20 protein-coding genes and 3 rRNA genes are annotated in these 23,700 nt (G+C 68.2%); 8 read left to right on the top strand and 15 right to left on the bottom strand.

Annotation, left to right across the window (positions count from 1 at the left end; all coding sequences use genetic code 11):
- The first annotated feature begins 86 nt into the window (after window positions 1–86).
- The 4 genes from SL103_RS10280 to SL103_RS10265 all read left to right on the top strand — a co-directional run bounded on the left by SL103_RS10280 (window position 87) and on the right by SL103_RS10265 (window position 5,398).
- A complete protein-coding gene (locus tag SL103_RS10280) occupies window positions 87–1,619 on the top strand; it encodes a pyridoxal phosphate-dependent decarboxylase family protein (protein ID WP_069568505.1) in 1,533 nt (510 codons plus the stop codon).
- Between the two features lie 88 nt (window positions 1,620–1,707).
- The gene (locus SL103_RS10275) at window positions 1,708–3,027 is read left to right on the top strand and encodes a lysine N(6)-hydroxylase/L-ornithine N(5)-oxygenase family protein (RefSeq protein ID WP_069568504.1); all 1,320 of its coding nucleotides are present in this window, start codon (window positions 1,708–1,710) and stop codon (window positions 3,025–3,027) included.
- Window positions 3,024–3,593, top strand: coding sequence for a GNAT family N-acetyltransferase (locus SL103_RS10270; protein WP_069568502.1), 570 nt, complete (start codon window positions 3,024–3,026; stop codon window positions 3,591–3,593). The genes SL103_RS10275 and SL103_RS10270 overlap by 4 nt, the downstream gene beginning before the upstream one ends.
- On the top strand, window positions 3,590–5,398 hold the full coding sequence (locus tag SL103_RS10265; RefSeq protein WP_069568499.1) for an IucA/IucC family protein: 1,809 nt from the start codon (window positions 3,590–3,592) through the stop codon (window positions 5,396–5,398). Before SL103_RS10270 ends, SL103_RS10265 begins: the two co-directional genes overlap by 4 nt.
- Before the next feature lie 71 nt (window positions 5,399–5,469).
- Here the strand turns inward: SL103_RS10265 and SL103_RS38305 are convergent, their stop codons facing one another.
- From SL103_RS38305 to SL103_RS10235, 6 genes are all read right to left on the bottom strand, one after another.
- A complete protein-coding gene (locus tag SL103_RS38305; protein ID WP_208870027.1) occupies window positions 5,470–6,219 on the bottom strand; it encodes a tetratricopeptide repeat protein in 750 nt (249 codons plus the stop codon).
- Window positions 6,156–7,382 (bottom strand): hypothetical protein, encoded by a 1,227-nt coding sequence (locus SL103_RS38300; RefSeq protein WP_244304155.1) that lies wholly within the window; start codon window positions 7,380–7,382, stop codon window positions 6,156–6,158. The genes SL103_RS38305 and SL103_RS38300 overlap by 64 nt, the downstream gene beginning before the upstream one ends.
- Window positions 7,383–7,587: 205 nt before the next feature.
- Window positions 7,588–7,704: ribosomal RNA gene (rrf, locus tag SL103_RS10250) — 5S ribosomal RNA — on the bottom strand.
- Between the two features lie 116 nt (window positions 7,705–7,820).
- Window positions 7,821–10,943, bottom strand: a 23S ribosomal RNA gene (locus SL103_RS10245).
- Window positions 10,944–11,246: 303 nt separating this feature from the next.
- Window positions 11,247–12,775, bottom strand: a 16S ribosomal RNA gene (locus SL103_RS10240).
- Together the 16S, 23S and 5S rRNA genes form the textbook arrangement of a ribosomal RNA operon.
- Window positions 12,776–13,396: 621 nt before the next feature.
- A complete protein-coding gene (locus SL103_RS10235) occupies window positions 13,397–14,047 on the bottom strand; it encodes a DNA-3-methyladenine glycosylase (protein WP_069568493.1) in 651 nt (216 codons plus the stop codon).
- Between the two features lie 214 nt (window positions 14,048–14,261).
- Between SL103_RS10235 and SL103_RS10230 the strand changes: the two genes are divergently transcribed.
- The 3 genes from SL103_RS10230 (at window position 14,262) to SL103_RS10220 (ending at window position 16,560) form a co-directional block, all read left to right on the top strand.
- On the top strand, window positions 14,262–15,044 hold the full coding sequence (locus tag SL103_RS10230) for a sporulation protein (protein ID WP_069568492.1): 783 nt from the start codon (window positions 14,262–14,264) through the stop codon (window positions 15,042–15,044).
- A 41-nt stretch (window positions 15,045–15,085) separates the two neighbouring features.
- Window positions 15,086–15,625: a YbhB/YbcL family Raf kinase inhibitor-like protein gene (locus SL103_RS10225; RefSeq protein ID WP_033270464.1), complete on the top strand. Its 540-nt coding sequence runs from the start codon at window positions 15,086–15,088 to the stop codon at window positions 15,623–15,625.
- 431 nt (window positions 15,626–16,056) lie between these two features.
- Complete coding sequence (locus tag SL103_RS10220; protein WP_033270465.1) at window positions 16,057–16,560, top strand: HNH endonuclease; 504 nt, start codon at window positions 16,057–16,059, stop codon at window positions 16,558–16,560.
- Between the two features lie 33 nt (window positions 16,561–16,593).
- Here SL103_RS10220 and SL103_RS10215 read toward each other — a convergent pair whose 3' ends face one another.
- The 4 genes from SL103_RS10215 to SL103_RS10200 form a co-directional block, all read right to left on the bottom strand.
- Window positions 16,594–17,361 carry a sulfite exporter TauE/SafE family protein gene (locus tag SL103_RS10215; protein ID WP_069568491.1) on the bottom strand — a complete coding sequence of 256 codons (768 nt, stop codon included), beginning with the start codon at window positions 17,359–17,361 and terminating at the stop codon, window positions 16,594–16,596.
- Window positions 17,362–17,422: 61 nt separating this feature from the next.
- Window positions 17,423–18,361: an SPFH domain-containing protein gene (locus tag SL103_RS10210; protein WP_033270467.1), complete on the bottom strand. Its 939-nt coding sequence runs from the start codon at window positions 18,359–18,361 to the stop codon at window positions 17,423–17,425.
- Between the two features lie 101 nt (window positions 18,362–18,462).
- A complete protein-coding gene (locus SL103_RS10205; RefSeq protein WP_069568490.1) occupies window positions 18,463–18,876 on the bottom strand; it encodes an NfeD family protein in 414 nt (137 codons plus the stop codon).
- A gap of 97 nt (window positions 18,877–18,973) precedes the next feature.
- Window positions 18,974–19,783 carry an ABC transporter ATP-binding protein gene (locus SL103_RS10200; protein WP_069568489.1) on the bottom strand — a complete coding sequence of 270 codons (810 nt, stop codon included), beginning with the start codon at window positions 19,781–19,783 and terminating at the stop codon, window positions 18,974–18,976.
- Window positions 19,784–19,872: 89 nt separating this feature from the next.
- On the opposite strand from SL103_RS10200, the gene SL103_RS10195 reads away from it, so the two are divergent.
- A complete protein-coding gene (locus SL103_RS10195; RefSeq protein ID WP_069568488.1) occupies window positions 19,873–20,685 on the top strand; it encodes a hypothetical protein in 813 nt (270 codons plus the stop codon).
- A gap of 129 nt (window positions 20,686–20,814) precedes the next feature.
- Here SL103_RS10195 and SL103_RS35855 read toward each other — a convergent pair whose 3' ends face one another.
- From SL103_RS35855 to SL103_RS10175, 5 genes are all read right to left on the bottom strand, one after another.
- Window positions 20,815–20,970, bottom strand: a complete 156-nt coding sequence (locus tag SL103_RS35855) for a chaplin family protein (protein ID WP_244303880.1) — start codon at window positions 20,968–20,970, stop codon at window positions 20,815–20,817.
- 67 nt (window positions 20,971–21,037) lie between these two features.
- On the bottom strand, window positions 21,038–21,283 hold the full coding sequence (locus SL103_RS10190) for a chaplin (RefSeq protein ID WP_069568486.1): 246 nt from the start codon (window positions 21,281–21,283) through the stop codon (window positions 21,038–21,040).
- Window positions 21,284–21,453: 170 nt separating this feature from the next.
- Window positions 21,454–21,696: a chaplin gene (locus SL103_RS10185; RefSeq protein WP_069568485.1), complete on the bottom strand. Its 243-nt coding sequence runs from the start codon at window positions 21,694–21,696 to the stop codon at window positions 21,454–21,456.
- Between the two features lie 199 nt (window positions 21,697–21,895).
- Window positions 21,896–22,543, bottom strand: a complete 648-nt coding sequence (locus SL103_RS10180; RefSeq protein WP_033270473.1) for a response regulator — start codon at window positions 22,541–22,543, stop codon at window positions 21,896–21,898.
- Window positions 22,536–23,693 carry a GAF domain-containing sensor histidine kinase gene (locus SL103_RS10175; RefSeq protein ID WP_069568484.1) on the bottom strand — a complete coding sequence of 386 codons (1,158 nt, stop codon included), beginning with the start codon at window positions 23,691–23,693 and terminating at the stop codon, window positions 22,536–22,538. Before SL103_RS10175 ends, SL103_RS10180 begins: the two co-directional genes overlap by 8 nt.
- Window positions 23,694–23,700: the final 7 nt, after the last annotated feature.

Raw genomic sequence — 23,700 nt, 5'->3', positions numbered from 1 at the left:
ACGTCATGCGGGCGGGTCTCCCTGCCCCTGCGCACATTTCACCCTGCGCAGGACGTGGTCAAGTCCGCACCAGGGAGGACACCTTCATGACTCTCCTCGCGCACGCCGCCGAGGACCCGGCCGACAGCCGGACATATCTGCTCAACAACGGCACGGCCCAGCGCTACCACCGCGCGCTCACCGAGAGCGTCGACCGCGTCAGCGCCACCATCGCCGGTACCACCCGCCCGTTCACCGGCATCTCCGTCGACGGCCTCACGCCCACCGTCGCCGCCGTCGACCTCGACGCACCGCTGCACGACGCGGCCGCCGCGCTCGACGAACTCGAAGAGGTCTACCTCCGCGACGCCGTCTACTTCCACCACCCGCGCTACCTCGCGCACCTCAACTGCCCGGTGGTGATCCCCGCCCTGGTCGGCGAGGCCGTGCTCACGGCCGTCAACTCCTCCCTGGACACCTGGGACCAGAGCGCGGGCGGCACGCTCATCGAGCGCCGGCTGATCGACTGGACGGCCGGCCGGATCGGCCTCGGCGCATCGGCCGACGGCATCTTCACCAGCGGCGGCAGCCAGTCCAACCTCCAGGCCATGCTGCTCGCCCGGGACGAGGCGTGCCGCCGCGAACTCGCCCGCGAGGGCACCCCTTCCGACGCCCGGCTCACCGACGTGCTGCCCCGGCTGCGCATCCTCACCTCCGAGTGCAGCCACTTCAGCATCCGCAAGGCCGCCACCCTCCTCGGCATGGGCGCGGAGGCCGTGCTCACCGTGCCGGCCGACGACCACAAGCGGATGCGCGCCGACGCCCTGGCCGACGAACTCGCCCGCTGCCGCCGCGACGGCCTGATACCGATGGCCGTCGTCGCCACCGCCGGCACCACCGACTTCGGCTCCATCGACCCGCTGCCCGAGACCGCCGAGCTGTGCGCGCGGTACGGCGCCTGGATGCACGTCGACGCCGCCTACGGCTGCGGCCTGCTCGTCTCCCGCCGGCGCCATCTGCTCGACGGCATCGAGCGCGCCGACTCGGTGACCGTCGACTACCACAAGTCCTTCTTCCAGCCGGTCAGTTCGAGCGCCTTCCTGGTCCGCGACCGGACCACCCTCCGGCACGTGACCTACCACGCCGACTACCTCAACCCGCGCCGGATGGCCGAGCAGCGCATCCCCAACCAGGTCGACAAGTCGATCCAGACCACCCGGCGCTTCGACGCCCTCAAGCTCTGGCTCACCCTGCGCATCATGGGCGCCCGGGCCGTCGGCGAACTCTTCGACGAGGTCATCGACCGCGCCGCGGACGCCTGGAAACTCCTCCACGACGACCCCCGCTTCGACGTCGTCGTCGAACCCAGCCTGAGCACCCTGGTCTTCCGCTACGTCCCCGCCGGCGACGCGGACCCCGAGCTCGCCGACCGGGTCAACCTGCACGCCCGGGAGGCCCTGTTCGCCTCCGGCGACGCGATCGTCGCGGGCACCAAGGTCGACGGCCGCCACTACCTCAAGTTCACCCTGCTCAACCCGGAGACCACGCTGGAGGACATCGCCACCGTCCTCGACCTGATCGCCGAGCACGCCGGCACCTTCCTCGCCGCGCAGCCCCGCCCGGCGCTCAGCGCGCACTGACCCCGCGCGCGCAGCCCGCCGCCCGCGCCGCGCCGGCGCCCGCGAGCGCGCCCCTCCCCGTCCCCTGAGCCGAACCCCGGAGACCCCCGTGTCCGCCCCTTACGACTTCATCGCCATCGGCCTGGGCCCGTTCAACCTGGGCCTGGCCTGCCTGACCGAGCCGATCGACGGCCTCGACGGCCTGTTCCTGGACAACAAGGCGTCCTTCGACTGGCACCCCGGCATGATGCTGGAGAGCAGCCACCTCCAGGTGCCCTTCATGGCCGACCTGGTCACCCTCGCCGACCCCACCTCCCCGTTCTCCTTCCTCAACTACCTGAAGGAATCCGGGCGGCTCTACCCGTTCTACATCCGCGAGAACTTCTATCCGCTGCGCGCCGAGTTCAACGACTACTGCCGCTGGGCGGCCGGCAAGCTCGACTCCGTCCGCTTCGCCCACCAGGTCACCACCGTCGAGTACGACGAGCGCGACGAGGTCTACACCGTCCACGCCGAGCACCTCCCCACCGGCGACCGCCGCACCTTCCGCGCCCGCAAGCTCGTCCTGGGCACCGGCACCCCGCCGCACCTGCCCGACGCCTGCCGCGGCCTGGGCGGCGACCTGCTGCACAACGCCGACTACCTGGACGCCAAGGCCACCCTCCAGGCCAAGAAGAGCATCACCCTGATCGGCAGCGGCCAGAGCGCCGCGGAGGTCTACTTCGACCTCCTCCAGGACATCGACAGCCACGGCTACCACCTGACCTGGGCCACCCGCTCCCCGCGCTTCTTCCCCCTCGAATACACCAAGCTCACGCTGGAGATGACCTCACCGGAGTACGTGGACTACTTCCACGCCCTCCCCCCGGCCACCCGCGACCGGCTCAACGCCGACCAGAAGCACCTCTACAAGGGCATCGACTCCGAGCTGATCAACGACATCTTCGATCTGCTCTACCAGAAGAACCTCGCCGGCCCGGTGCCCACCCGCCTCCTCACCAACACCGCCCTGAACACGGCGCGTTACGACGAGACCAGCGGCACCTACACCCTCGGCCTGCGCCAGGAGGAACAGGGCACCGACTTCTCCCTGGACACCCAGGGCCTGATCCTCGCCACCGGCTACCGCTACCGCGTACCGGACTTCCTGGAGCCGGTCCGCGACCGCATCGCCTGGGACGACGCCGGCCGCTACGACGTGGCCCGCAACTACAGCATCGACACCACCGGCCACGGCATCTACGTGCAGAACGCCGAGCTGCACACCCACGGCTTCGTCACCCCCGACCTCGGCATGGCCGCCTACCGCAACTCCTGCATCATCCGCGAGCTGCTCGGCCGCGAGTACTACCCGGTCGAGAAGGCCATCGCCTTCCAGGAGTTCGCCGCCCCGGCCGGCCCGCACCACCCCCTGGAGATATCCGCATGACCGCCCCCGTCTTCACCCGCACCGACCCCGCACTGGGGGAGTTCGCCCTCCGCCCGGTGGACCCCGCAGCGGACGCCGCGCTCCTGCACTCCTGGGTCACCCACCCCAAAGCGGTCTTCTGGCTGATGCAGGACTACGACCGGGCCGCCGTCGAGAAGGAGTTCGCGCGGATCGACGCCGACCCCTTCCACGACGCCTTCCTCGGCCTGCACAACGGCACCCCCGCCTTCCTGATGGAACGCTACGACCCGGCCCACCGCGAGCTGGTCGGCGTCCACACCGCCGAGCCCGGCGACGTCGGCATGCACTTCCTGTGCGCCCCCACCGGCACCCCCGTGCACGGCTTCACCCGCGCGGTGATCACCACCGTCATGGAGATGCTCTTCGCCGACCCGGCCAACCGCCGCGTCGTCGTCGAGCCGGACGCCCGCAACACCGGCGTCCACGCCCTCAACAAGGCCGTCGGCTTCGAGGTCCGGCGCACCGTCTCGCTCCCCTCCAAAGAGGCGTACCTCAGCACCTGCACCCGCGACCAGTTCCTGGCCACCCGAGGAGACCACCGATGACCGCCGCCGGCACCCGGCCGACCGCCCAGGAAGCCGTCGCCCACCTCACCCCCGAACTGTGGGCCCGCGCCAACCGCCTGCTGATCCGCAAGGCCCTCGCCGAGTTCGCCCACGAGCGGCTGCTCGCCCCCGCACGCCTGCCACGGGACGGCCACTACGCGGTACGCAGCGACGACGGCGCCACCGAGTACCGCTTCACCGCCCGCAGACAGGCCCTCGACCACTGGCAGGTCGACCCCGACAGCATCACCCGCCACCGCGATCAGGCCGAACTCCCCCTGGACGCCCTGGAGTTCTTCATCGAACTCCGCGACTCCCTGGGCCTGACCGCCGGCATCCTCCCCGTCTACCTGGAGGAGATCAGCTCCACCCTCTCCGGCACCGCCTACAAACTCGCCGGACCGGCCCCCACCGCCGCGGAGCTGGCCACGTCGGACTTCCAGGCCGTCGAGACCGGCATGACCGAGGGCCACCCCTGCTTCGTCGCCAACAACGGCCGGCTCGGCTTCGGCATCCACGAGTACCACGCCTACGCGCCCGAGACCGCCAGCCCCCTGAAGCTGATCTGGCTGGCCGCCCGCCGCGACCACGCCACCTTCACCGCCGGCGCCGGCCTCGACTACGACACCCTCATCCGCGCGGAACTCGGCGACGCCACCCGCGCCCGCTTCGCCGCCGACCTCACCGCCCTCGGCCTCGCCCCCGACGACTACTACCTCTTCCCCGTCCACCCCTGGCAGTGGTGGAACAAGCTCTCCGTCACCTTCGCCGCCGAGGTCGCCCGGCAGCGCCTGGTGTGCCTGGGCCCCGGCGACGACGACCACCTCGCCCAGCAGTCCATCCGCACCTTCTTCAACACCACCGACCCCGCCAAGCACTACGTCAAAACGGCGCTCTCGGTCCTCAACATGGGCTTCATGCGCGGCCTGTCCGCCTCGTACATGGAAGCCACCCCGGCCATCAACGACTGGCTCGCCCGGCTGATCGACGCCGACGACACCTTCCGCGCCGCCCGCTTCTCGATCATCCGCGAGCGCGCCGCCATCGGCTACCACCACCGCCAGTACGAGGCCGCCACCGAGAAGGGCTCCCCGTACCTCAAGATGCTGGCCGCCCTCTGGCGGGAAAGCCCCGTCCCCACCCTGGAACCGGGCCGGCGCCTGGCCACCATGGCCTCGCTGCTCCACACCGACCGCGACGGCGGCTCCTTCGCCGCCGCCCTGATCGAGGAATCCGGCCTCGACCCGGCCGTCTGGCTCCGCCGCTACCTCGACGGCTACCTCACCCCCGTCCTGCACGCCTTCTACGCCTACGACCTGGTCTTCATGCCGCACGGCGAGAACGCCATCCTGGTCATCGAGGACGGCGCCGTCGAGCGCGTCATCTTCAAGGACATCGCGGAGGAGATCGCGGTGATGGACCCGGACGCGGTGCTGCCGCCGGCCGTCGCCCGCATCCGTGCCGACGTCCCCGAGGACAAGAAGCTGCTGTCCGTCTTCACCGACGTCTTCGACTGCTTCTTCCGCTTCCTGTCCGGCACCCTCGCCGACCGCGGCGTCCTCGACGAGGACACCTTCTGGCGCACGGTCGCCGCCTGCGTCACCGACTACCAGAAGTCCAACCCGCAGCTCGCCGACAAGTTCGCCCGCTACGACATGTTCGCCGACGAGTTCGCGCTGTCCTGCCTCAACCGCCTCCAGCTGCGCAACAACCAGCAGATGGTCGACCTCCAGGACCCCGCGGGCGCCCTCCAGCTCATCGGCACCCTCCGGAACCCCATCGCCCGCTACGCACCGACCGCCTGACCCACCCCCACCAACGCCGAAGGGCGGGACCCCGCACGGGGTCCCGCCCTTCACCGTCCGCTCAGCGTGCGTCAGCCCTTCTCGGGCCGCTCACCGCCGTCCGCGTCGTCCGCGTCGCCGTTCTCCTCCGACTCGCCGGACTCCTCCAGCACATCGGTGAACTCGACGCCGTCCAGCTCCGCGAGCCGGTCCGACGCATCCGTCGTACCGCCCTGGTCGGCCTCCAGCGCCCTGGCGAACCAGTCGCGTGCCTCGTCCGCACGCCCGACCTCCAGCAGCGCGTCCGCGTACGCGTACCGCAGCCGCGCGGTCCACGGGTGGACGGCGCTGGACGCCAGCTCGGGGCTCTGCAGCGTCACCACCGCGGCGTCCGCCTGCCCCATGTCCCGACGGGCACCCGCCGCGACCAGCCGCATCTCGACCTGCCCGGCCCGGTCCAGCTTCTGCACCTCGGGCTCACCGGCCATCGCCAGCGCCTTCTCCGGCCGGCCCATGCCGCGCTCGCAGTCCGCCATGACCGGCCACAGCTCCACGCCGCCGGTCATCCGCCGCGCCGCCCGGAACTCCCCGAGCGCCTCGCTGTACTTGCCGACCGCGTACGCGGCGAAGCCCGCGGCCTCCCGCACCGCGGCGACCCGCGACGCCAGCCGCAGGGCCACCCGCGAGTACCCGTACGCCTTCTCCGGGTCCTCGTCCAGCAGCTTGGCGACCATCACCAGGTTCTTCGCGACGTCCTCGGCGAGCGTCTTCGGCAGGCTCAGCAGCTCCTGCCGCACGTCCTTGTCGATCTCGTCGCCGGTGACGTCCTCCGGAATCGGCAGCCGCTTGATCGGCTCCCGGTCCCGCCGGTCGTCGCGACGGTCGTCCCGCCGGTCGTCACGCCCCCGGCCACCGCCGTACGGCCGACGCCCGCCACGCTCGTCGTCCCTGCGGAACCCGCCACGGTCGTCATCCCTGCGGAAGCCGCCGCGGCCACCCGCCGGCCGCCCCCCGCGGTCGTCCCGCCGGAACCCGCCACGGTCATCGCGCCGGTCACCGCCGCGCTCATCGCGTCGGAACCCGCCCCGGTCACCGCCGCGGTCGTCCCGCCGGTCATCCCGCCGGAACCCACCGCGCTCGCCGCCACGGTCACCACCGCGGTCGTCACGGCGGTCGTCACGGCGGTCGTCCCGCCGGTCGAAGCCCCCGCGCTCACCACCGCGGTCGTCACGGCGGAACGACGGACGGTCGCCGCCACGCTCGTCCCGACGCTCGTCCCGCCGGAAGCCCCCACGGTCGCCACCGGACGGCCGGTCATCACGACGGAACCCACCACGGTCGTCCCGCCGGTCATCCCGCCGGAACCCGCCGCGCTCGCCGCCACGGTCACCACCGCGGTCGTCACGGCGGTCGAAGCCCCCGCGCTCACCACCGCGGTCGTCGCGACGGAACGACGGACGGTCGCCGCCGCGCTCGTCACGACGCTCGTCCCGCCGGAAACCGCCCCGGTCGCCGCCACGGTCGTCACGGCGGTCATCGCGACGGAACCCACCGCGGTCACCGCCCCGCTCACCACCGCGGAATCCACCGCGCTCGCCGCCACGGTCGTCCCGGCGGAAGCCGCCGCGGTCGCCGCCCCGGTCATCACGCCGGTCGCCGCCACGGAATCCACCGCGGTCACCACCGGACGGGCGGTCACGGTCATCGCGCCGGAAGCCCCCACGGTCGCCACCGGACGGCCGGTCATCCCGCCGGAACGAGGGGCGGTCGCCGCCCCGGTCGTCACGGCGGTACCCGCCACCGCGCTCGTCGTCACGACGCGGCCCACGGGGCCGATCGTCACGCCGGTCGCCGCCACGGAATCCACCGCGGTCACCACCGGACGGGCGGTCACGGTCGTCACGCCGGAAGCCCCCACGGTCGCCGCCGCGGTCATCACGCCGGAAGCCGCCGCGCTCACCGCGGTCCCCAGCCCGGCTGTCGCGCCGCGGGCCCCGGTCGTCACGCCGGAAACCACCGCGGTCACCGTCGTCGCGCCGCTGCGGCCGGCGCTCCGAACGATCGTCGGAAGAGTTGGTGGACATCGACGTGACTCCTGTCTTCGGTACTGCATTCATTCTCACGCACCGAACAGTTCGGCGCGCTTCGGCAAAAACAAAAAGGACCCTTGGTCCCAGCATGCACGCTGGGACCAAGGGTCCTGAAAGATTGTTCGGCGGCGTCCTACTCTCCCACAGGGTCCCCCCTGCAGTACCATCGGCGCTGAAAGGCTTAGCTTCCGGGTTCGAAATGTAACCGGGCGTTTCCCTAACGCTATGACCACCGAAACCCTATCGGGTTCGAGCGAACAAGCACACTTTTCAGTTAATTGAAGTGAAACTTGGTTCAACCAGCGATTGCGACTGTTCGCAACCCGGGAACCACACAGTGGACGCGAGCAACTGAGGACAAGCCCTCGGCCTATTAGTACCAGTCAACTCCACACCTTACGGCGCTTCCATATCTGGCCTATCAACCCAGTCGTCTACTGGGAGCCTTAACCCCTCAAAGGGGGTGGGAGCCCTCATCTCGAAGCAGGCTTCCCGCTTAGATGCTTTCAGCGGTTATCCTTTCCGAACGTAGCCAACCAGCCATGCCCTTGGCAGGACAACTGGCACACCAGAGGTTCGTCCGTCCCGGTCCTCTCGTACTAGGGACAGCCCTTCTCAAGACTCCTACGCGCACAGCGGATAGGGACCGAACTGTCTCACGACGTTCTAAACCCAGCTCGCGTACCGCTTTAATGGGCGAACAGCCCAACCCTTGGGACCGACTCCAGCCCCAGGATGCGACGAGCCGACATCGAGGTGCCAAACCATCCCGTCGATATGGACTCTTGGGGAAGATCAGCCTGTTATCCCCGGGGTACCTTTTATCCGTTGAGCGACGGCGCTTCCACAAGCCACCGCCGGATCACTAGTCCCTACTTTCGTACCTGCTCGACCCGTCAGTCTCACAGTCAAGCTCCCTTGTGCACTTACACTCAACACCTGATTGCCAACCAGGCTGAGGGAACCTTTGGGCGCCTCCGTTACTCTTTAGGAGGCAACCGCCCCAGTTAAACTACCCACCAGACACTGTCCCTGATCCGGATCACGGACCCAGGTTAGACATCCAGCACGACCAGAGTGGTATTTCAACAATGACTCCACAACCACTGGCGTGGCCGCTTCAAAGTCTCCCACCTATCCTACACAAGCCGAACCGAACACCAATATCAAGCTATAGTAAAGGTCCCGGGGTCTTTCCGTCCTGCTGCGCGAAACGAGCATCTTTACTCGTAATGCAATTTCACCGGGCCTATGGTTGAGACAGTCGAGAAGTCGTTACGCCATTCGTGCAGGTCGGAACTTACCCGACAAGGAATTTCGCTACCTTAGGATGGTTATAGTTACCACCGCCGTTTACTGGCGCTTAAGTTCTCAGCTTCGCCATGACGAATCATGACTAACCGGTCCCCTTAACGTTCCAGCACCGGGCAGGCGTCAGTCCGTATACATCGCCTTACGGCTTCGCACGGACCTGTGTTTTTAGTAAACAGTCGCTTCTCGCTGGTCTCTGCGGCCACCCCCAGCTCAGAGAGCAAGTCTCATCACCGGAAATGGCCCCCCTTCTCCCGAAGTTACGGGGGCATTTTGCCGAGTTCCTTAACCATAGTTCACCCGAACGCCTCGGTATTCTCTACCTGACCACCTGAGTCGGTTTAGGGTACGGGCCGCCATGAAACTCGCTAGAGGCTTTTCTCGACAGCATAGGATCATCCACTTCACCACAATCGGCTCGGCATCAGGTCTCAGGCTTCAAGCTGTCCGGATTTGCCTAGACAGCGCCCTACACCCTTACCCCGGGACAACCACCGCCCGGGCTGGACTACCTTCCTGCGTCACCCCATCACTCACCTACTACAAGTCTGGTTCGTCGGCTCCACCACTCCGCTTCACCCGAAGGATCCACGGCGGCTTCACGGACTTAGCATCGCCTGATTCAATGTTTGGCGCTTCAAAGCGGGTACCGGAATATCAACCGGTTGTCCATCGACTACGCCTGTCGGCCTCGCCTTAGGTCCCGACTTACCCTGGGCAGATCAGCTTGACCCAGGAACCCTTAGTCAATCGGCGCAAGAGTTTCCCACTCTTGTATCGCTACTCATGCCTGCATTCTCACTCGTGAACCGTCCACAACTCGCTTCCGCGGCTGCTTCACCCGGCACACGACGCTCCCCTACCCATCACGATCCCCGTTGGGGGTAATACCGCAATGACATGACTTCGGCGGTGTGCTTGAGCCCCGCTACATTGTCGGCGCGGAATCACTTGACCAGTGAGCTATTACGCACTCTTTCAAGGGTGGCTGCTTCTAAGCCAACCTCCTGGTTGTCTCTGCGACTCCACATCCTTTCCCACTTAGCACACGCTTAGGGGCCTTAGTCGATGCTCTGGGCTGTTTCCCTCTCGACCATGGAGCTTATCCCCCACAGTCTCACTGCCGCGCTCTCACTTACCGGCATTCGGAGTTTGGCTAAGGTCAGTAACCCGGTAGGGCCCATCGCCTATCCAGTGCTCTACCTCCGGCAAGAAACACACGACGCTGCACCTAAATGCATTTCGGGGAGAACCAGCTATCACGGAGTTTGATTGGCCTTTCACCCCTAACCACAGGTCATCCCCCAGGTTTTCAACCCTGGTGGGTTCGGTCCTCCACGAAGTCTTACCTCCGCTTCAACCTGCCCATGGCTAGATCACTCCGCTTCGGGTCTTGGGCACGCTACTCAACGCCCTATTCGGACTCGCTTTCGCTACGGCTTCCCCACACGGGTTAACCTCGCAACATACCGCAAACTCGCAGGCTCATTCTTCAAAAGGCACGCAGTCACGACACAAGGAACAAGTTCCTTGTGCGACGCTCCCACGGCTTGTAGGCACACGGTTTCAGGTACTATTTCACTCCGCTCCCGCGGTACTTTTCACCATTCCCTCACGGTACTATCCGCTATCGGTCACCAGGGAATATTTAGGCTTAACGGGTGGTCCCGCCAGATTCACACGGGATTTCTCGGGCCCCGTGCTACTTGGGTGTCTCTTAAACGAGCCGTCAATGTTTCAGCTACGGGGGTCTTACCCTCTACGCCGGACCTTTCGCATGTCCTTCGCCTACATCAACGGTTTCTGACTCGTCCCACAGCCGGCAGACTGCAGAAAAGAGATCCCACAACCCCAACCACGCAACCCCTGCCGGGTATCACACGTGACTGGTTTGGCCTCATCCAGTTTCGCTCGCCACTACTCCCGGAATCACGGTTGTTTTCTCTTCCTGCGGGTACTGAGATGTTTCACTTCCCCGCGTTCCCTCCACACTGCCTATGTGTTCAGCAGCGGGTGACAGCCCATGACGACTGCCGGGTTTCCCCATTCGGACACCCCCGGATCAAAGCTTGGTTGACAGCTCCCCGGGGCCTATCGTGGCCTCCCACGTCCTTCATCGGTTCCTGGTGCCAAGGCATCCACCGTGCGCCCTTAAAAACTTGGCCACAGATGCTCGCGTCCACTGTGCAGTTCTCAAGCAACGACCAGCCACCCGTCACAACCCACCAACGTGGACCTTTACCGGGGCCGGCATCGCGAAGGAGCAGACTCAAGTCCGCACCCTCAGATACCCAACAGCGTGCCCGACCCACTCAAACCCTCAGATGCGTTCCACGCCGAAGCAGTACTAACGTCCAAGACTCAAGTGCGCCGAATAGTCAACGTTCCACCCATGAGCAACCAGCATCAGACATTCGCTGATGTACTGGCCTCTGACCAAGCCAGGCTTGGTAAGAAGTGCTCCTTAGAAAGGAGGTGATCCAGCCGCACCTTCCGGTACGGCTACCTTGTTACGACTTCGTCCCAATCGCCAGTCCCACCTTCGACGATTCCCTCCCACAAGGGGTTGGGCCACCGGCTTCGGGTGTTACCGACTTTCGTGACGTGACGGGCGGTGTGTACAAGGCCCGGGAACGTATTCACCGCAGCAATGCTGATCTGCGATTACTAGCAACTCCGACTTCATGGGGTCGAGTTGCAGACCCCAATCCGAACTGAGACCGGCTTTTTGAGATTCGCTCCACCTCGCGGTATCGCAGCTCATTGTACCGGCCATTGTAGCACGTGTGCAGCCCAAGACATAAGGGGCATGATGACTTGACGTCGTCCCCACCTTCCTCCGAGTTGACCCCGGCAGTCTCCTGTGAGTCCCCATCACCCCGAAGGGCATGCTGGCAACACAGAACAAGGGTTGCGCTCGTTGCGGGACTTAACCCAACATCTCACGACACGAGCTGACGACAGCCATGCACCACCTGTACACCGACCACAAGGGGGACCCTGTCTCCAGGGTTTTCCGGTGTATGTCAAGCCTTGGTAAGGTTCTTCGCGTTGCGTCGAATTAAGCCACATGCTCCGCTGCTTGTGCGGGCCCCCGTCAATTCCTTTGAGTTTTAGCCTTGCGGCCGTACTCCCCAGGCGGGGAACTTAATGCGTTAGCTGCGGCACGGACGACGTGGAATGTCGCCCACACCTAGTTCCCAACGTTTACGGCGTGGACTACCAGGGTATCTAATCCTGTTCGCTCCCCACGCTTTCGCTCCTCAGCGTCAGTATCGGCCCAGAGATCCGCCTTCGCCACCGGTGTTCCTCCTGATATCTGCGCATTTCACCGCTACACCAGGAATTCCGATCTCCCCTACCGAACTCTAGCCTGCCCGTATCGAATGCAGACCCGGGGTTAAGCCCCGGGCTTTCACATCCGACGTGACAAGCCGCCTACGAGCTCTTTACGCCCAATAATTCCGGACAACGCTTGCGCCCTACGTATTACCGCGGCTGCTGGCACGTAGTTAGCCGGCGCTTCTTCTGCAGGTACCGTCACTCTCGCTTCTTCCCTGCTGAAAGAGGTTTACAACCCGAAGGCCGTCATCCCTCACGCGGCGTCGCTGCATCAGGCTTTCGCCCATTGTGCAATATTCCCCACTGCTGCCTCCCGTAGGAGTCTGGGCCGTGTCTCAGTCCCAGTGTGGCCGGTCGCCCTCTCAGGCCGGCTACCCGTCGTCGCCTTGGTAGGCCATCACCCCACCAACAAGCTGATAGGCCGCGGGCTCATCCTTCACCGCCGGAGCTTTCCACACGGAGGTCATGCGACCCCGTGTCGTATCCGGTATTAGACCCCGTTTCCAGGGCTTGTCCCAGAGTGAAGGGCAGATTGCCCACGTGTTACTCACCCGTTCGCCACTAATCCCCTCCCGAAGGAGGTTCATCGTTCGACTTGCATGTGTTAAGCACGCCGCCAGCGTTCGTCCTGAGCCAGGATCAAACTCTCCGTGAATGTTTACCCGTAATCGGGTCAACACACACGAGAGCGGAACGACCAAACGGAATAGGTCCGGTCGTTCACAGCGTCCTCGCTGTGTGTGCCATCCGCGCCACATGGACGGGATGGACTTTCAAAGGAACCTCATCTGCCGGATGTTTCCGGTAGACGGGGTATCAACATATCTGGCGTTGACTTTTGGCACGCTGTTGAGTTCTCAAGGAACGGACGCTTCCTTTGTGCCTGTTTCACCAGGCCCTCCGGGCGCTTCCCTTCGGTGTTGCGTTTCCGACTCTATCAGATCCTTGCGGTTCCGATTTTCGCCGGTGCGATTCGGCCTTTCGGCTTCTTCGCGGTTCCGACCCTAGCAGATCCGGTTTCGTTTGATTCCGGTTCCGATTTTCGTCGGAGTGCGCTTCGGAACGGCTTTTACCGCTGTTCTTTCGGCGCGTTTCAACTTTAGCGGCTTTTCCTGGCGGCTCATAATCGAGTCGGCGGGGTCGAATTTTGGCAACGCCAAAAAGGACCCGTCAGGGGTTCGATCGCAGTAGTTGGTTTTGCCGCCTGGCGGTCTGCGCAGAAAGCGCTGCCCGTCTCCAGCGGCTCGGGCTACGTTAGGCGGTTGACGGTGGAGAGTCAAGTAGCGCTGGTCGCGCGGCGTCGGGGCACATGACGGCGGTACGGGCTGACGGTCGGGTCGTCCGCGATCCAGTAGCGCCAGGGGTGGTGGGCCCCGTCGCCGCCGACGCCGGTGCGCGGGCCGTGGCGTACGAGGGCGGGGTCCGGCGGGTCGCCCTGAAGCAGGGTGAGCGGGGCGTCGCCGCCGCGGCACAGGTCGACGCCGTCGAGGCTCCGGTCGATGTCGAGGGCGGTGGCCAGCCGGGCCGGGCCCTTGGCCAGTTCGTTGGCGCTGCGGGCCTTGGGACGTCGGGCGGCGGCCAGCTCGGCGCCGCGGATGATCTTTCCGGCACGCAGCAGGACACCGCTGGCCTGGCCCTCCGGGGCGCAGACCGCGTTGAGGCTGAACCACATGCCGTAGATGAAATAGACGTACGCGTGCCCCGGCGGGCCGAACATCGTGGCGTTGCGTGCGGTGCGTCCGCGGTAGGCGTGGGAGCCGGGGTCGTTCTCGCCGTCGTATGCCTCGACCTCGGTCAGCCGGAGTTCGATCGGGCCGTCCGGGGTGTGGCGTACGAGGGTGCGGCCGAGGAGCTCGGGGGCCACCTCTATGACGGGGCGGGCGAAGAAGTCGCGGTTGAGCGGCATTCGTTCCGGTACGTCGGTCATGCGGTACGAGGGTAACGGAGCGCCCGCGGGCGCCGGCTGGCCACGAGGGCGTCGGGGTTGGGAAGGTGTGGCCGTGGAACCGGCCTGCGCAGTTTCGCGTTCGTAGGAAGCAATGCGCGGGCAGCGGTCCGCGGAGAGCGGGCCGTTCGGACCGGGGCCGGTTCCCGGTACGCACGACAACGGAACACAGGCGCTGCGCCTGGGGAGGAAGAGCATGGGATTCAAGAAGCTGCTGGCGAGCCTGGGTGCCGGAGGCGCGTCGGTGGAGACGGTGCTCTTTGAGGAGAACGTCGTCCCGGGTGGGGTCGTGCAGGGTGAGGTGCGGATCCAGGGCGGGTCGGTGGCTCAGGAGATCCAGGGGCTGTCCGTCGGGCTGCAGGCGCGGGTGGAGGTGGAGAGCGGCGACGAGGAGTACAAGCGGAACGTCGAGTTCACCAAGGTCCAGCTGGGTGGGGCGTTCGAGGTGCAGGCCGGGGCGGCGCACACCGTGCCGTTCGGGCTGGAGATCCCGTGGGAGACGCCGATCACCACGTTCCTGGGGACCCATCTGCACGGGATGAGCGTCGGGGTGACGACGGAGCTGGCGATCGCGCGGGCGGTGGACTCCGGCGACCTCGACCCGGTGAATGTGCACCCGCTGCCGGCGCAGCAGGCGATCCTCGACGCGTTCGGCCGGCTCGGATTCCGTTTCAAGGCCGCCGACCTCGAGCAGGGGCACATCAGGGGCACGCGACAGCATCTGCCCTTCTACCAGGAGATCGAGTTCTACGCGCCGCAGCAGTACCGGGGGCTCAACCAGGTCGAGCTGTCGTTCGTCGCGGACGACCGGGAGATGGACGTCGTCCTGGAGATGGACAAGAAGCCTGGTCTGTTCACCGAGGGGTCGGACACCTACCGGTCGTTCACGGTCGGTCTGCAGGACTTCGAGGGGACCGACTGGGCGGCGTACCTCAACCAGTGGCTGGCGGAGGTCGGCGGCAAGCGGAACTGGCTCTAACCTGGCCGGACGAAGTGTCAGCAAGCGACCAGGAGGTTCGAGTGTCCGAGCTGAAGCGGCGGCCGCTCCCGCACGATTTCCACCCGCCGGTGCCGGAGTTCACGGTGCTGAGCGACGAGGTGGAGCCGGGCGGGACGCTGCGGCCGGAGCAGGTCCACGCCGAGGGGAACCGCTCGCCGCACCTGCGGTGGGAGGGTGCGCCCGCGGGGACGCAGAGCTACGCCGTCACCTGCTACGACCCGGACGCGCCGACCGGCAGCGGTTTCTGGCACTGGGTGCTGTTCGACCTTCCGGCGTCGGTGACGGAGCTGCCGGCCGGGGCGGGCAGCGGTGACATGAAGGGGCTTCCCGAGGGGGCCGTTCATGTCCGTAACGACTACGGGACGCGGGACTTCGGGGGCGCGGCGCCGCCGCCCGGCGACGGTCCGCACCGCTATGTGTTCACGGTGTACGCCGTGGACCAGGAGAAGCTCGGTCCGGGCGCGGACGTCTCGCCCGCGGTGGTGGGGTTCAATCTGCGGTTCCACACGATCGGGCGGGCCCAGCTGATCGCCGAGTACGAGGTGCCGGCGGCTGGCTGAGTGCCGTAATTCCGTTGCGCCCCGGCGCTTCCCGCACGCAGAGTGGTACCCGAGTCGCCGCCCCTCATCAGGGCGTCGGACAGCTGGTACCGCAGTGGCGGGAGCGGCGGGGCGCAGGTGTGTCGCCCCCGGCTCGCCGGAGCCCGGACTCGTGTCGGGCGTCCTCGCCGGCTGTCGTTCGCTCCGGGTCTCGCGTGTTCACGGGGGTGGGACCCGGAGCGATCTCTCTCGTGCCGTCCCGGTGTGCCGGGCGGTCCTTCCCGGCTCCCCCGGTGTGCGCGGGCCGCCGCCGGAGCACCCGGTTCTTCATCTTCCGCTCACTCCCCATTTCCCTTGTGGCGTACGGAAATTGCGTTGTTCGGGGAATACCTGCCGCTGCACAGTGGAGCAACTTCGCCACGGGGGCGGAGCGGGTCCGGGAGGTGGACGGGATGCGCGAGACGCTGGTGCTGAATGCGAGCTTCGAGCCGCTGGCGACGGTGTCGCTGCGGCGTGCGGTGGTGCTGGTCATGCAGGACAAGGCCGTCGTCGAGCACGCGCACCCGGGGCTGCGCATCCGTGCCGCTTCGGTGGACGTCCCGGTGCCGCAGGTGATCAGGCTCAGCAGGTACGTACGGGTGCCGTTCCGAAGACGGGCGCCCTGGTCGCGGCGCGGCGTACTGGTGCGTGACCAGCACCGGTGCGCGTACTGCGGGCGCCGGGCGACGACGGTCGACCACGTCGTGCCGCGGTCGCACGGCGGTGGGGACACCTGGCTGAACACGGTCGCCTCGTGTGCGGAGGACAACCACCGCAAGGCGGACCGTACGCCCGAGCAGGCGGGCATGCAGCTGCTGCGGCGGCCGTTCGAGCCGACGCCGGCGGACGCGCTGCTGTCGACGCTGGGGGTGTCCGTGCGGGAGGGCCTGCCGGAGTGGCTGGCGCTGCCGGCCTGACCGTCCGGTCGCCGGGCCGTCGTCCGGCTCCCCTCACCTGAGGAGGAGCTGGGCGATGGCCAGCAGGCCGACGACGACGATGACGGCGCGCAGCGCGGGGGGCGGCAGCCGGCGGCCGACCTTGGCGCCGAGCTGGCCGCCGAGGGTGGAGCCGACCGCGATCAGGGCGACGGCGGTCCAGTCGAAGGTGGCGACGAAGAGGAAGAAGACCGCGGCGACGCCGTTGACGACCGCGGCGAGGACATTCTTGAGGGCGTTGATCCGCTGCAGGTCCTCGTGGAGCAGCAGGCCCATCAGGGAGAGGTAGAGCACGCCCTGGGCGGCGCCGAAGTATCCGCCGTAGGCGCTGGCGAGCAGCAGGCCGAGCAGCAGGGCGATGCCGCCGTCGGGGTGCGGGACGGTGCCGTTGCGCTCGCGGCGGGCGCGCAGCTTCCTGGCCAACCAGGGCTGGACGACGACGAGGACGAGCGCCACCGCGATCAGCACGGGGACGATCGCGTCGAAGGCCGTGGAGGGCAGCGCCAGCAGCAGGATCGCCCCGCTCAGGCCGCCGAGGAGGGCGATGGCGCCGAAGCGCAGCAGCCGGCGGCGCTGGCCGGTCAGTTCGCGGCGGTAGCCGAAGGCGCCGCTGAGTGCACCGGGCACCAGGCCGAGGGTGTTGGAGACGTTGGCGGTGACGGGCGGCAGGCCGAAGGCGAGCAGTACCGGGAACGTGATGAGTGTCCCGGACCCGACGATGGTGTTGATCGTGCCGGCGCCCAGCCCCGCGGCGAAGACGGCGACTGCTTCCCAGATGCTCACGCGAACTCCCCCGTGCATGATCGGTGCGGTCCCGCCCGATCATGCACCAGGGGGTGCCGGGTCAGTCGATCGGGGGCGTTTCGTGCTTCGGCCCACCGGGCTTGGGGATGGAGCCGCCGCCGGTCGGCGGGGTGAAGTTGCCGAGGGCGCCGCCGAGGCCCTTGAGGGCGTCGCCGATCTCGCTGGGGACGATCCAGAGCTTGTTGGCGTCGCCCTCGGCGATCTTCGGGAGCATCTGGAGGTACTGGTAGGACAGCAGCTTCTGGTCCGGGTCGCCGGCGTGGATGGACTCGAAGACCACCCGGATCGCCTGGGCCTCGCCCTCGGCGCGCAGCGCGGCGGCCTTGGCCTCACCCTCGGCGCGCAGGATCGAGGACTGCTTCTCACCCTCGGCGGTCAGGATCTGCGACTGCCGGACACCTTCGGCCTGGAGGATGGCGGCGCGCTTGTCGCGGTCGGCACGCATCTGCTTCTCCATCGAGTCCTGGATGGAGGTCGGCGGCTCGATGGCCTTGAGCTCGACGCGGTTGACGCGGATGCCCCACTTGCCGGTGGCCTCGTCGAGGACGCCGCGCAGCGCCGCGTTGATCTCCTCGCGGGAGGTCAGCGTCCGCTCCAGGTCCATGCCGCCGATGATGTTGCGGAGCGTGGTGACGGTGAGCTGCTCGATCGCCTGGATGTAGCTGGCGACCTCGTAGGTCGCGGCGCGGGCGTCGGTCACCTGGTAGTAGATGACCGTGTCGATGTTCACGACCAGGTTGTCCTGGGTGATCACCGGCTGCGGCGGGAACGGCACGACCTGCTCACGGAGGTCGATGCGGTTGCGGATGGAGTCGATGAACGGGACGACGATGTTCAGGCCGGCGTTGAGCGTCCGGGTGTAGCGGCCGAAGCGCTCCACGATGGCCGCGCTGGCCTGTGGGATGACCTGGATCGTTTTGATGAGTGCGATGAACACGAGCACCACCAGGATGATCAGGACGATGATGATCGGTTCCACAGCGGCTCCCGTGCCCTTCGTTGCTGGTCCGCGCCGGCCGGTGACCGGCTTGCCGGTGATCAGTGTTTCAGAGACATGGCTCGTCGCGCAGCGTGTTCGGGTCAGATGACGACGGCGGTGGCGCCGTCGATGTCGACGACGTCGACCTGCTGGCCCGGTTCGTAGATCCGGTCGCCGTCGAGGGCACGCGCCGACCAGATCTCGCCGGCCAGCTTGATGCGGCCGCCGACCCCGCCGTCGACGCGTTTCAGGACCGTGGCGCTCCTGCCCTTGAGGGCGTCGATCCCGGAAGCGAGGCCGGGGCTCTGCCCGCGCTGGCGGGCCGCGAGGGAGCGTACGACGGCGATCAGCGCGACCGATACGGCGGCGAACACGAGGAATTGCGCGACGGTGCCGCCACCGAGCGCTGCGGTGACGGCACCGGCGACGGCGCCGGCCGCGAGCATCCCGAATTCGGGCATCGCGGTCACGACGAGAGGAATACCCAGTCCTACGGCGGCGATCAGCCACCACACCCATGGATCCACGGGTTCATGGTAGATCCGTGCGGCCGGCCGGGACAGGGCGCGATCGGTCAGCCCCCGGCCGCCCGGGGCCGTTGCGGGCCACCGCTCAGGTCAGCGGCAGGCCCTGGGCGGTGAAGCGGTCGCCCACACGCTCGACGACCAGCGGCAGGCCGAAGCAGTGCGAGAGGTTGCTGGAGGTCAGCTCCAGGTCGATGGGGCCGGCGGCCAGCACCTTGCCCTGACGGATCATCAGGACGTGGGTGAAGCCGGGCGCGATCTCCTCGACGTGGTGGGTGACCATCAGCATCGAGGGGGCGTACGGGTCGCGGGCGAGACGGCCGAGGCGGCGGACCAGGTCCTCGCGGCCGCCGAGGTCGAGGCCGGCGGCCGGCTCGTCCAGCAGGAGCAGCTCGGGGTCGGTCATCATCGCGCGGGCGATCAGGGTGCGCTTGCGCTCGCCCTCGGAGAGGGTGCCGAACTTCCGGTCGAGGTAGTCGTTCATGCCGAGGCGGTCAAGGAAGGCGCGGGCGCGCTGCTCGTCGATGTCCTCGTAGTTCTCCTGCCAGTGCGCGGTCATGCCGTACGCGGCGGTGAGCACGGTCTGCAGGACGGTCTGGCTGCGCGGCAGCTTGTCGGCGAGCGCGATACCGGCGATACCGATGCGCGGGCGCAGGTCGAAGACGTCGACCTTGCCGAGCTGCTCACCGAGGACCGAGACGCTGCCCTTGGTCGGGTAGAGGTAGCTGGAGGCGATATTGAGCAGGGTGGTCTTGCCGGCGCCGTTGGGGCCGAGGATCACCCAGCGCTCCCCCTCCTTCACCGACCAGGAGACCTGGTCCACCAGAGCCCGTCCTTCGCGGACCACGGATACGTCCACCAGCTCCAGCACATCGCTCATGAGCGCGTTGTCTCCCATTGCTTCTCGGTCGTCGCGGCGCACCTGTAGGCGCAGCCCCTGCAAACCTACGCCACTCGTTGTCAGTGCTGTTCCCTAGGCTGGGGACCATGCTCGATGAACCTCGTTCGGGACGGTTGGCGGCATGGGGAAATTCCCTTTTGGCCGGACTTGTCTCACCTGATGAAGCCGCGCACCGGATCGCGGAGGACGACGCGGTGCACCGCGTGGCGGACCTGCCCGGGGAGGCCGCCCCGGTGGGGCTGACGCTCGCGCTGGGGCGGCTGCGGACGCTGGGCGCGATCGGCCTGCGGGTGGCGCTGCCGGTGGCGGGGCATCCGCTGGGCCTGACCGGCCCGCCGGATTTCAACGCGCGGGCGCTGGAGGCCGGGGAGGCGGTGCTCGCCGCGGGCGCCGGGCTGGGGCTGGTCCCGGAGACGTACGAGGCCGGGCCGGAAGGCGGTGCCGCGCCCGATGTGCACGTCGAGGTGGTCTGGCGGTGTCTGCCGGTGCGGGAGGCGCCGCCGGCCGACGTGCCGTCGCTGGGCGAGGCGGAGCGGGAGCTGGCGGAGGCGCTGCGGGAGGCGACCGAGGTGCTCTCGAAGCTGGACGTGGCCGGTTCCGGGCCGGTGGCGCAGGCGGCGTTGGAGGCGTACCGGGCGCGGTCCGAGGCCGGCCGGCAGGTGCTGGCGCCCGGCTATCCGCCGCGGGCGGTGCGGGTGCTGGAGCTGGCGCAGCGGGTCGGAGCGCTGATCGACATCGCGCGCGCCGCCGGCGGGGACGGGGAGCACGGCGGCGCGGTGAGCTCGTCGGAGATCGCGGCCCGTGCGGAGGCGCTGCGCCCGTTGGACCGTACGGCCCGGCGGGCGCAGGTGGCGGCGTACAACTCCGCGGTGGAGGAGCGGGAGCGGCACCGGGGGTGAAACCGGGCGGCCGCCGGGAGCACAACGGCGGGCCCCGCCGGACCCTTGTGGGGTCGACGGCGGGGCCGTGGCCGGGACGGGCCGAACAGCTCTGGGCAGGGCGAGCTGTTCAGCCCGGCCCGGACAGCCTCAGGTGTTGACGCTGGGGTCGCCGGAGGCGGGGTCGAGCACGCCGATGGCGTCGGCGATGACGTCGGCGCTGTTGCCGGTGGCGTTCGCCGGGACGGGCACCGGGGCCTGGACGAGGTTGGCGACCACGAGTCCGGCCTTCTCGGCGGTGGTCACGGGAACCGCAGCACCGCAGGGCTGAACGGCTCGGCGCAGCTGAGCCGTTCAGCCCCGGTCGGGCAGGTCAGTTGTTGGTGCTGAGGTTGCCGAACGCCGAGTTGAGCACGCCGACGACGTTGACGGTGTTGCCGCTGACGTTCACCGGGACGTGCACCGGGGCCTGGACGAGGTTGCCGGAGCCGACGCCGGGAGAGTTCGTGGCACCACCGGCGGCCTGGGCGCCACCGGTGGCGAAGGCCGAACCGGCGGCCGCGCTCAGGGCGAGACCGGTGGCGGAGAGGACGAGGGCGGCCTTCTTGGCGGTGTTCATGGGGTGTTCCTCACTTGGCGGCACAAGGCCGGCCGGATGACGGTGACGGTGCGGAGAGCGGACCGGCCGGGCGTCCAGGGGGTGACGGGGGCCGGTCCGGCACGCTCCGCGCGGGCCGTGGACCACGGCACGGCGCGGAGCGTGCGGGCCCTGCGGGCGGGAGCCTGCGGTCAGTTGTTGACGCAGGGGTTGCCGAAGCTGGGGTTGAGCAGACCGACGACGGAGACGGTGTTGCCGCAGACGTTGACCGGGACGTGCACCGGGGCCTGGATGACGTTGCCGGAGACGACACCGGGGGAGTTCGTGGCGCCGCCCACCGCCTGCGAGCCGTGCGCCGAAGCGACGCCGGCGCCCGCGAGGGCGAGACCGCTCGCCACCATCGTGATGGCCGCTGCGCGCTTGATGTTCTTCACTTCTCTAGCTCCTCATTGCCGTTGTCGTGACCAGCCGCCACGACTGCTCTGGACAACGGCCCGACCCGAGGAGGGATACGCCGAACGGGCTACCGCTACACGACAGTATGAATCTCGGACCGGAGAGCGACGTTCGGGTTGACGCATTGTCGTACGGGGTGACCGTCGCACCCCCGGTCCGGCCGGGCTTCCTGGCTGCTCAGGCCCCGATTCCGTGCCGTACGGCCCACAGCGCGGCCTGCGTCCGGTCGGCGAGGTCGAGCTTCATGAGGATGTTGGACACATGGGTCTTGACGGTCTTTTCCGACAGCACCAGCGCGCGGGCGATCTCCCGGTTGGAGCGGCCGTCCGCGATCAGCGCGAGCACCTCGCTCTCCCGGTCGGTGAGGGAGGTGCCGCGCCCCTGCCCGCCGTTGCCCTCCTCCTGCGAGAGCAACGCACCGGCCACCTCGGGCTGCAGCACGACGTGGCCGGCGTGCACGGAGCGGATGGCGGCGGCCAGCGCCTCGGGGTCGATGTCCTTGTAGACGTAGCCGGCCGCGCCCGCGCGCAGCGCCGGGACGACGGTGCGCTGCTCGGTGAAGCTGGTCACCACCAGCACCCGGGCGGGGTTGTCGAGTTCGCGGAGCTTGCGGAGGGCCTCGATGCCGTCCGTGCCGGGCATCTTGACGTCCATCAGGACGACGTCCGGGCGCAGTTGTTCGGCGGCGGCGATGCCCTCGGCCCCGTCGGCGGCCTCCCCCACCACCTCGATGTCGTCCTGGACCTCCAGGAACGTCCGCAGCCCGCGGCGCACGACCTGGTGGTCGTCGACGAGCAGGACGTGGATCGACCGGATGTCAGCCACCGGGCACCTCCATCTCGACAGCGGTGCCCTTGCCGGGCTCCGACTCCACCGTGAGCTTTCCGCCGACGCCGCCGGCCCGGTCGTGCATCGACACCAGGCCGAGGTGGCGGCCGGCCCGGCGGACGGCGCCGGGGTCGAAACCACAGCCGTCGTCGGCGATCCGCAGCAGCGCGCCCTGGCCGTTGCGGGACAGGGTGACCTCGACGCTTTCCGCGCCCGAGTGCCGCAGCGCGTTGTGCAGCGCCTCCTGGGCGACCCGGAGCACGGCCTCCTCCTGGGCGGACGGCAGGGCCCGCACGCCCTGGGCCTCGAAGGTCACTCGGGCGGCGTGGGCGCGGTCCAGTACCTGGATCTGCGAGCGGAGGGTGGCCACCAGCCCGTCCTCGTCCAGTGCCGCGGGGCGCAACTCGACGACGGCGGCGCGCAGTTCGTCGGCGGCCTCCGCGGCCAGCGCGGCGACCTGGTGGAGTTCGTCCTTGGCGCGGCCCGGGTCGCGGTCGACCAGGGCGGTGGCGGCCTGGGCGGTCAGGCGCAGCGAGAACAGCTTCTGGGCGACGGCGTCGTGCAGTTCGTGGGCGAGCCGGGCCCGCTCGCCGGCGATGGTGAGCTCGCGGCTGCGCTCGTAGAGGCGGGCGTTGGTCAGGGCGATGGCGGCGTGCTGGGCGAGTATGCCGAGCAGGCGCTCGTCGTCCTCGGTGAAGCCGCAGCCGTCCCGGCGGGAGAGAGGGGGCTCGGGGCAGCGCTTGTTGGCCAGGAAGAGGGCGCCGAGGATCTCGTCGCCGTCGGCGACCGGCAGGCCCAGGAAGTCGGACATGTCGGGGTGGGCGGCCGGCCAGCCGCCGAAGCGGGGGTCCTCACGGACGTCGGCGAGCCGCTCGGGGGTGGCGTTGTGCAGCATCGCGGCGAGGATGCCGTGCTGGCGGGGCAGCGGGCCGATGGCCTTCCACTGCTCCGCGCTGACGCCGTCGACGACGAACTGGGCGAAGCCGCCGTGGTCGTCGGGCACTCCCAGGGCGGCGTACTCGGCGTCCAGCAGTTCGCGGGCCGAGGCCACGATCGTCTTGAGGACGTCGCGCACCTCAAGATGCCTGCTCATCGCCAGGATCGCGGTGCTCACCGCGGGGATCCCGGCTCCCGGTCCGTTGGTCATGGCTTCA

Source organism: Streptomyces lydicus (genome assembly GCF_001729485.1).
Lineage (GTDB): Bacteria > Actinomycetota > Actinomycetes > Streptomycetales > Streptomycetaceae > Streptomyces > Streptomyces lydicus_D.
This window is presented reverse-complemented; position numbering and strand designations above follow the sequence as displayed.